This window comes from Bradyrhizobium sp. SZCCHNS3016 (assembly GCF_032484535.1).
Lineage (GTDB): Bacteria > Pseudomonadota > Alphaproteobacteria > Rhizobiales > Xanthobacteraceae > Bradyrhizobium.
Window position 1 is genome coordinate 321626 of sequence record NZ_JAUETE010000005.1, and the last position, 8325, is coordinate 329950.

Sequence of the window (8325 nt, forward strand, 5' to 3'; positions counted from 1 at the left end):
GTCGAGACGACGCTGTCAGCTCCGCACGGAGCCCGCGCCCTCGCCCCGCTCGAACGGCCGATGCAGCGCACCCTGCGCCGCCTCGTCAAGCGCAAGGGTGCCATGGTCGGGCTCGGCCTGATCACGGTCTTCATCCTGCTCGCCGTGCTTGCGCCGCTGGTGGCGCCCGCCGATCCCATCAAGACGAGCTGGGCGCTGGTGCGCAAGGCGCCGTCGGCGGCGCATTGGTTCGGCACCGACGATCTCGGCCGCGACGTGCTGGCCCGCGTCATCTACGGCGCGCGGGCCTCGCTGCTGGCCGGAGCGATCTCCGTCGCCATCGCGCTGGCGATCGGCGTCCCCATCGGCATGCTCGCAGGCTACCGCGGCGGCTTCATCGATGCCCTGATCAGCCGCATCACCGACGCGATGCTGGCCTGCCCGTTCCTGATCCTGGCGATCGCACTGGCAGCGTTCCTGGGGCCGAGCCTCGGCAATGCCATGATCGCGATCGGCATCTCGGCAACACCGATCTTCGTCCGGCTGACCCGCGGCGAGGTGATGAGCGTCAAGGTCGAGGAATATGTCGAAGCCGCGCGCAGCGTCGGCGACACCGACCTGCAGATCGCGGTCAGGCACATCCTGCCGAACATCATGCCGGCGCTGCTGGTGCAGGCGACGCTGTCGGTCGCCGCCGCCATCATCGCCGAGGCCGCGCTCTCGTTCCTGGGGTTGGGCCAGCAGCCGCCGGCGCCGTCCTGGGGCAGCATGCTCAACGCCGCCCAGCGCTTCCTCACCAACGCGCCATGGATGGCGATCTGGCCGGGGCTTGCGATCTTCCTCGTCGTGCTGTCGCTCAACCTCCTCGGCGACGGCCTGCGCGACGCGCTCGATCCGCAGCAGGAGCAGTGAGCCATCTCGCTTAGGAGCAAGCCGTAGGCCATCGCCGGCGCTTCATCCTCCGCTGTCGTCCCGGCCTTGAGCCGGGACGACAGCGGGGGGCGTCGAGAGACCGCCCCAAACAAAACGGCGGCTGCCAATGCAGCCGCCGTTGATCTCAGGGTGTCACAGCAACCGCTCAGCTCGCCTTCAGCGCGTGCTCCGGCTCGGCGTCGAACTGGGCGATCTGCCGGGCGCGCTGCGACTTGGCGGCGGCCTGGTGGTCGGTGGCGATGACGGTGTAGACGGCCGGCAGCACGAACAGCGTGAACAGCGTGCCGATCGACATGCCGGCGACGACGACGAGGCCGATCGAGAAGCGGCTGGCGGCGCCGGCACCGGTCGCGGTCAAGAGCGGGATCAAGCCGGTGACCATCGCCGCCGTCGTCATCAGGATCGGCCGCAGGCGGATGCGCGCGGACGTCTCGATGGCGGTGCGGCGGTCCATCCCCTCGTTGAGCTGCAGCTCGTTGGCGAACTCCACCATCAGGATGCCGTGCTTGGTGATCAGGCCGACCAGCGTCAGCAGGCCGACCTGGGTGTAGATGTTCATGGTCGCGAGGCCAAAGAACAGCGGGATCAAGGCACCGACGATCGCCATGGGCACGCTGATCATGATGACGAACGGATCGCGCAGGCTCTCGAACTGCGCCGCCAGCACCAGGAAGATGATGATCAGCGCGAAGCCGAAGGTGATGGCGAGCTGGTTGCCTTCCTGGACGTATTGACGGGCGTCGGCGAGATAATCGTGGCTGAAGCCGGACGGCAGGTTCTTGGCCTGCTTCTCCAGGAAGTCGACGGCCTGCCCGACCGTGACGCCCGGCATCGGCACGGCGGAGAAGGTCGCCGAGTTGAGCTGGTTGAAATGCGTCAGCGAGTTCGGGTCGGTCGCGGTCTCGATGTTGACCACCGTCGACAGCGGCACCTGCTGGCCGGCGGCGGTCGCGACATAGTAGCCCGACAGCGATTCCGGCGACAGCCGCTTGTCGCGCGGCACCTGCGGGATCACCTGATAGGAGCGGCCTTCGAGGTTGAAGCGGTTGATGTAGTTGCCGCCGAGCAGCACCGCGAGCGTGTTGCCGATCGACTGCATGGTGATGCCGAGATCGCTCGCCTTGCTTCGATTGATCCAGACCTTGACCACCGGCTGGTTGAACTCGAGGTCGCTGTCGGAGACGATGAACATTCCGCTCTTGCGCGCGGCGTCCTTCAGCTTGGCCATCTGCTCATAGACCGCCTGGAAGCCGCTGGTCGAGCTGATCACCATCTGCACCGGCAGACCGCCGGGGCCGCCCGGCAGCGCCGGCAGGTTGAAGGCGAAGGCGTTGATGCCCTCGATCTTCGACAGCTCCGCCTGCACCAGCGGCTTCAGCTTGATCGAGGAGCGCGTGCGCTCGTCCCAGGGCTTGAGCAGCATGCCGGCAAAGCCGCCCTGCGGGCCGAGGATGCCGTTCAGAACGAAGCGAAGGTCGGTCTCGGGGAACTTCGCGAACGCCTTGTCGACCTTGTCGGTGTAGAAGTTGATGTAGTCGATGTTGGCGTATTTCGGCGCCTTGGTGATCGAGAACACGATGCCCTGATCCTCCTCCGGCGCCAGCTCCTTCGAGGTGTGCATGTAGAGGAAGCCGACCAGGCCGAGGATCGTCAGCGCGAACAGCGCGGTCACCGGCCGGTAGTCGAGCGAGCGGTCGAGCCGGCGGCCGTACCAGCGCGTCATCGCGCCGAACACCCGGTTGACGAGGCGCGCGAAGCGGCCCTCATCGGCGCTCTTCAGCAGCACCGAGCACATCATCGGCGACAGCGTCAAAGCAATGACTCCCGACACGATGACGGAGCCGGCGAGCGTGAAGGCGAACTCACGGAATAGCGAGCCGGTCAGACCGCCGAGGAAGCCGATCGGCGCATACACCGCCGCCAGCGTGATGGTCATCGAGATGACCGGACCGACGATCTCGCGCGCGCCCTGCAATGCAGCCTGCACCGGCGCCTTGCCCTCCTCCAGATGGCGGTGGATGTTCTCCACCACGACGATGGCGTCGTCGACGACGAGGCCGATCGCCAGCACCATCGCCAGCAGCGTCAGCAGATTGATGCTGAAGCCGAACGCCAGCATCATCGTGCAGACGCCGATCAGCGACAGCGGGATGGTCACCACGGGGATGATGACCGAGCGCAGCGACGCCAGGAACAAAAAGATCACGACGATGACGATCAGCACGGCTTCGCCGAGCGTATGCTCGACCTCGTCGATCGAGGACTGGATGAATTTGGTGGAATCATAGGCCACCTTCATCTTCATCGATGGCGGCAGGTTGCGCTCGAGGTCGGGGAACAGCGCGCGCACACCCTTGACGATGTTGAGCGGGTTGCCCTGCGGCGTCGCGTCGACGCCGATGAAGATCGCGCGCTCGCCGCTGAAGGCGACACTGGCATCGGTGCTCTGCGCCGCGAGCTCGACGGTGGCGATGTCCTCCATGCGGACGAAGCCGCCGTCCTTGGCCTTGACGATCATCCGCTTGAACTGGTTGACGTCGGTCAGGCCGGTATTCGTCGTGATGTTGGAGACGATGAAGTAGCCCTTGGCCTGGCCGGCCGCGGACTGGAAGTTGTTGGCCGCGATCGCCGCCGCGACATCCGTCGGCGACACGTTGCGGCCGGCCATCTTCTCGGGGTTCAGCCAGATCCGCATCGCGAAGGTCTGGCCGCCGAGAATGTTGGCCGCAGCGACGCCGTCGACCGTCGACAGCACCGGCTGCACCACGCGCGTCAGATAGTCCGAGATCGCCGATCCCGACAGCTCCTCGCTGGAGAAGCCGAGATACATCACCGACGTCGTCTGCCCCGTGGTCTTGGTCACGATCGGGTCGTTGGATTCCTTCGGGATGAGGTAGCGGACCGAGTTGACCTTGGCGAGCACCTCGGTGAGCGCCTGGTTCGGATCGAAGTTGAGCTTGATGAAGACCTGGATCGTGCTGGTGCCCTGCACCGAGGACGAGGTGATGTAGTCGACGCCCTCGGCGGACGCGACCGCCTGCTCCAGCGGCGTGGTGATGAAGCCCTGGATGAGGTCGGCGGATGCGCCGGGATAGACGGTCGTGACGTTGACGACCGTGTTGGACAGCTTCGGATATTGCCGGATCGGCAGCTCGAACGCCGCGCGCAGGCCGAGCAGCAGGATGAGCAGGCTGACGACGACCGACAGCACCGGGCGCTTGATGAAGATATCGGTGAAACGCATCGCGGCAATCTCGTCAGCAGGAGGCGGGTGAGGTCGGAACGGGCCGCCTCATGGCGGCGGCCCGGCATTGGCTCAGAGGCTCGCTCAGTAGCGCGGCGGCTTCGCCGGCACCGGCGGCGGCGGATCGGTCGAGATCGCGACGGCAGCGCCGGACTGGATCTTGAGCTGGCCGACGGCGACGACGCGATCGCCCTCCTTCAGGCCCTTCAGGATCACCGCGCGGCCATTGATGCGATCTCCGGTCTGCACATAGATCCGGTCGGCCGTCAGCGCGGTCTTGCCGTCATCGGTCTTCTTCTCGTTGATCACGAACACCGAGTCGCCATAGAGCGTGTAGTCGACCGCGGTCTCCGGCACCGTCAGCACCGGCGGCTTCTCCGGCAGCACCACGGTGGCGGTGGCGAACATGCCCGGCTTCAGGATGCGCTCCGGATTGGCGATCGTCGCCTGCACGCGGATGTTGCGGGTGTCGGTCGCGATCTGCGGCTCGATCGTGGTGATCTTGCCTTCGAAGGTCCGGCCCGGATAGGCATCGACGCCGATGCGGACGGTCTGGCCGACCTTGAGCTGGCCGCTGTCCTTCTCCGTCACGGTGAAGTTCACCCAAAGCTCCGACAGATCGGTCAGCGACACGATCTGCGTGCCGGCGCTGAGATACTGGCCGACCTCGACCTTGCGGACGCCGAGATCGCCGTCGAACGGCGCGCGCACCAGCTTCTGCGCGATCAGCGCCTCGGTCTTGGCGATGCCGGCCTGGGCCTGGTCGTAGGCGGCCTGGGCCTGGTCGACGGTCGCCTGCGGCCCGAACTGGCGCGACGCCAGTTGCTTGGCGCGATCGAGCGACAATTGCGCCACGGTCACCTGGGCCTTGTAGTTGGCGAGATCGCCCTGATCCGGCGCGTCATAGAGCTGCACCAGCGGCGCGCCCTGCTTCACCGTGGAGCCCGGGGTGAACATGATGTCGGTGATGCGGCCGCTGACGTCCGAGGTCACATTGACCTGGTGCACGGCGGCGAGATCGCCGACGGCCGTCAGCAGGTTCGGCACGGTCTCCGGGCTCGCGGTCGCGACGGTGACGCTGATCGGCGGCGGCTTCATGTTGGCGAAGAACTGCGCGATCATCTTGTCGCGGAACATGTTGAACCACACGAGGCCGCCGACCAGCGCCGCGAGCAGGCCGCCGATCACAATGAACCACAGCACCGGGCGGGTGCGCTTGCGCGGCTTGTCGTCGACCGGCTTTCCGGAGAGCTTGGGTTCGGTCGCAATGTTCATGTCATGCACTTTCTGCCGTCGCCGGCCGGGCCGGAGGTTGCGACAATTCGTGATCGAGGTAGCACGCAATGGCGGCGTCGGTCAGTCCGATGCCGCGCAGGATGAATTCGCTGAGCTGGCGCTCCAGGCTCGCCGCAGTTCCATACGGCACACATGGAACGGATGGAAGCCGCGTCAGTGCCGCCATCAACACGGTGTGATGCGCGAACCAGAACAGGTCGCGGGGCGCGGCGACTAAGCGCACGGCGTCACCGGAGGCAACGGCTGTCACCAGCGAGTCAACGAACTTGGCGCCGATCAGATCATCGATCTTCGCATACAGCAGCCTTGCGAATTCGCCATCATCGAGATGGCTCGACGCCATCAGCCGCAGCCGCTGCTCTTCTTCCTCATTGGGGCCGTCGGCAATGCCGAGGAAATGCCGGACCATCCCGGCCATCAGCATGACCAGCGTCGCGGTCGAAGGTTCCTGGCTGAGCAGCACCTCGAAATCCGGATCGGTCTCGCACTCCTCGGTGAGGATCTCCGCATACAGCGCCGCCTTGGAGGGGAAATGCTTGAACAGCAGCGCTTCCGAGATCGCCGCTGCGGCAGCCACGCTCTTGGTCGTGGTGCCGGCATAGCCATGACGCGCGAAGCAGCGCTTGGCTGCACCGAGGATCAGCTGCCTGCGGAGATCGCTTGTCATGCGCAAAGTGGACATCGGCCGTGAGTAAATACTCACTTGATCTATGTCAAGAAAGATGCCGCGGCGCAGCAGGGTTTGGCGGCCAAGTCCCTGAAATCGCTGGCGGGATTTCACCGTTGCCAAAGGCAATTCTATACCTCTGAAAGCGGCGGATCTGCGGCAGGGCGGGCGGTCCGATCCTGCCCGCGGTGCCCGGCGCTGCCGGGTGGCACATTTTCTTCTGCTGCCGGCCGTGCGACGGTCGCAGCAACAAACGAGACTCGGACGGGAGGACCATCGATGACCGACGACGCAGCGCTCGCCAGCCAGTTCGATCTCGAGCGCCTGACGCCTGAGTTCTACGCCGATCCCTACCCGACCTACCGCGCGCTGCGCCAGCATGCGCCGGTCAAGCGCCTCCGCAGCGGCTCCTATTTCCTCACCCGCTACGACGATCTCGTCACCGCCTACAAGGCCACGAAGACGTTCTCGTCCGACAAGAAGCGCGAGTTCGCGCCGAAATATGGCGACACGCTGCTCTACGAGCATCACACGACGAGCCTCGTGTTCAACGATCCCCCGGCGCACACGCGGGTGCGCCGCCTGATCATGGGCGCGCTGTCGCCGCGGGCGATCGCCGAGATGGAGCCCGCTCTGATTGCGCTCGTCGATGGGCTCCTGGACCGGATTGCAGCGAAGGACAGATTCGAGCTGATCGAGGATTTCGCCGCGGCGATCCCGATCGAGGTCATCGGCAATCTGCTCGGCGTGCCGCACGAGGAGCGCGGCCCCTTGCGCGACTGGTCGCTTGCCATCCTCGGCGCGCTGGAGCCGGTGCTGACGCGCGAGCAGCTTGCCCGCGGCAACCAGGCGGTCGGCGATTTCCTCGCCTATCTGGAAACGCTGGTCGCACGCCGCCGCGCGGCACCCGGCAATCCGGAGCGCGACGTGCTGACGCGCCTGATCCAGGGCGAGGCCGACGGCGAGCGGCTCAGCGAGAAGGAGCTCCTGCACAATTGCATCTTCCTGCTCAATGCCGGACACGAGACCACCACCAATTTGATCGGCAACGGCCTCGTCCTGCTGTGCCAGCATCCGGCCGAGCGCGAGAGGCTGATCGAGGCCCCCGGCCTGATCCGCACCGCCGTCGAGGAGATCCTGCGCTATGAGAGCTCGAACCAGCTCGGCAACCGCATGACCACCGAGCCGGTCACGCTCGGCGACATCACGCTCGAGCCCGGCACCTCCGTTACGCTGTGCATCGGCGCTGCCAACCGCGATCCCGCCCAGTTCGACGATCCCGAACGCTTCGACATCACCCGCCTCGCCAACCGCCACCTCGCCTTCGGCACCGGCGCGCATCAATGCGCCGGAATGGCGCTGGCGCGGCTGGAGGGCGCGGTGGCGATCTCGCGGTTCCTGGCGCGGTTTCCGAACTATCAGCTCGACGGCGCCCCGGTGCGCGGCGGACGGGTGCGGTTTCGGGGGTTTGCGAGGGTGCCCTGTGTGGTCGGCGACTGAACCGAAGAATAGCAACGCTCGCGAGGACGATCTGTGTTGATATGGCCAAGCCATTTCGCTCGTGTCGTTCCGGGGCGCGCAAAGCGCGAGCCCGGAACCCATAACCACAGGATTCCGTGAGGCACGCTCGTCGTTGGCACCTCGCCTCCTACATCGGCTCGTGGCTATGGATTCAGGGCTCACTCGCGCTGCTTCAAAACGGCTGCGCCATTTTGCGCGCGACTGCCCCGGAATGACGAAGTCATCAAGTCGGGGTCGCGGCGAACGTTTGAAACGGAGACGACATTCTGCGGTCCGACCACCCGCATTTGTCAGTGCTGGAGCGATCGACTTGCGGGGAAAGTTTGTCTTGCAAGCCAGCTCGAGGACATCACCCGATCCAGGTCGTCGAGCCGTAAGATTCTTCTTTCTTTTTTCCAGAAATCGTGATTGTATAGCCCCGTCCCGCCTCACAAGAGGGGCGCTTCGCGGTCGTCACGAACGTCGAGTGCGGGATGCGGTGGCCGCGATCGTGCCGCAGCGTGCGGAAGCGCGCCGACGAACGGCAGGTTGCGGACGTGAAATCGCGTGGTCCTGGCGCCCCGATGCTGGCGCCAAGCTCTTGGGGGATGATGATCCCTGAGGGCGACGGTGGCTAACTGTGGAGCCTCAGGAGGTTGTCCTCGGTTAAACCGAGTCTGCTGATAGGCGGCTGGGAGTTTATGCC

The 8325-nt window shown here is 65.6% G+C and carries 5 protein-coding genes; 2 read left to right on the forward strand and 3 right to left on the reverse strand.

Annotated elements, in window-relative coordinates:
• Positions 1-60 precede the first annotated feature (60 nt).
• Positions 61-891 (forward strand): ABC transporter permease, encoded by an 831-nt coding sequence (locus QW881_RS13260; RefSeq protein WP_315757818.1) that lies wholly within the window; start codon positions 61-63, stop codon positions 889-891.
• 166 nt (positions 892-1057) lie between these two features.
• Here the strand turns inward: QW881_RS13260 and QW881_RS13265 are convergent, their stop codons facing one another.
• The 3 genes from QW881_RS13265 to QW881_RS13275 form a co-directional block, all read right to left on the reverse strand.
• Positions 1058-4156: a MexW/MexI family multidrug efflux RND transporter permease subunit gene (locus tag QW881_RS13265; RefSeq protein ID WP_315757811.1), complete on the reverse strand. Its 3099-nt coding sequence runs from the start codon at positions 4154-4156 to the stop codon at positions 1058-1060.
• Between the two features lie 84 nt (positions 4157-4240).
• Positions 4241-5431 (reverse strand): efflux RND transporter periplasmic adaptor subunit, encoded by a 1191-nt coding sequence (locus tag QW881_RS13270; RefSeq protein ID WP_315737192.1) that lies wholly within the window; start codon positions 5429-5431, stop codon positions 4241-4243.
• A 1-nt stretch (position 5432) separates the two neighbouring features.
• Positions 5433-6119 (reverse strand): helix-turn-helix domain-containing protein, encoded by a 687-nt coding sequence (locus QW881_RS13275; RefSeq protein ID WP_315757819.1) that lies wholly within the window; start codon positions 6117-6119, stop codon positions 5433-5435.
• A gap of 279 nt (positions 6120-6398) precedes the next feature.
• On the opposite strand from QW881_RS13275, the gene QW881_RS13280 reads away from it, so the two are divergent.
• Positions 6399-7619: a cytochrome P450 gene (locus tag QW881_RS13280; protein WP_315757812.1), complete on the forward strand. Its 1221-nt coding sequence runs from the start codon at positions 6399-6401 to the stop codon at positions 7617-7619.
• The last annotated feature ends 706 nt before the right edge of the window (positions 7620-8325 follow it).

Excerpts from the sequence above, each read along its gene's own strand:
- QW881_RS13260 (WP_315757818.1), top strand. The coding sequence starts at position 61 with ATGCAGCGCACCCTGCGCCGCCTCGTCAAGCGCAAGGGTGCCATGGTC.
- QW881_RS13275 (WP_315757819.1), bottom strand. The coding sequence starts at position 6,119 with ATGACAAGCGATCTCCGCAGGCAGCTGATCCTCGGTGCAGCCAAGCGC.
- QW881_RS13280 (WP_315757812.1), top strand. The coding sequence starts at position 6,399 with ATGACCGACGACGCAGCGCTCGCCAGCCAGTTCGATCTCGAGCGCCTG.
- QW881_RS13265 (WP_315757811.1), bottom strand. The coding sequence starts at position 4,156 with ATGCGTTTCACCGATATCTTCATCAAGCGCCCGGTGCTGTCGGTCGTC.
- QW881_RS13270 (WP_315737192.1), bottom strand. The coding sequence starts at position 5,431 with ATGAACATTGCGACCGAACCCAAGCTCTCCGGAAAGCCGGTCGACGAC.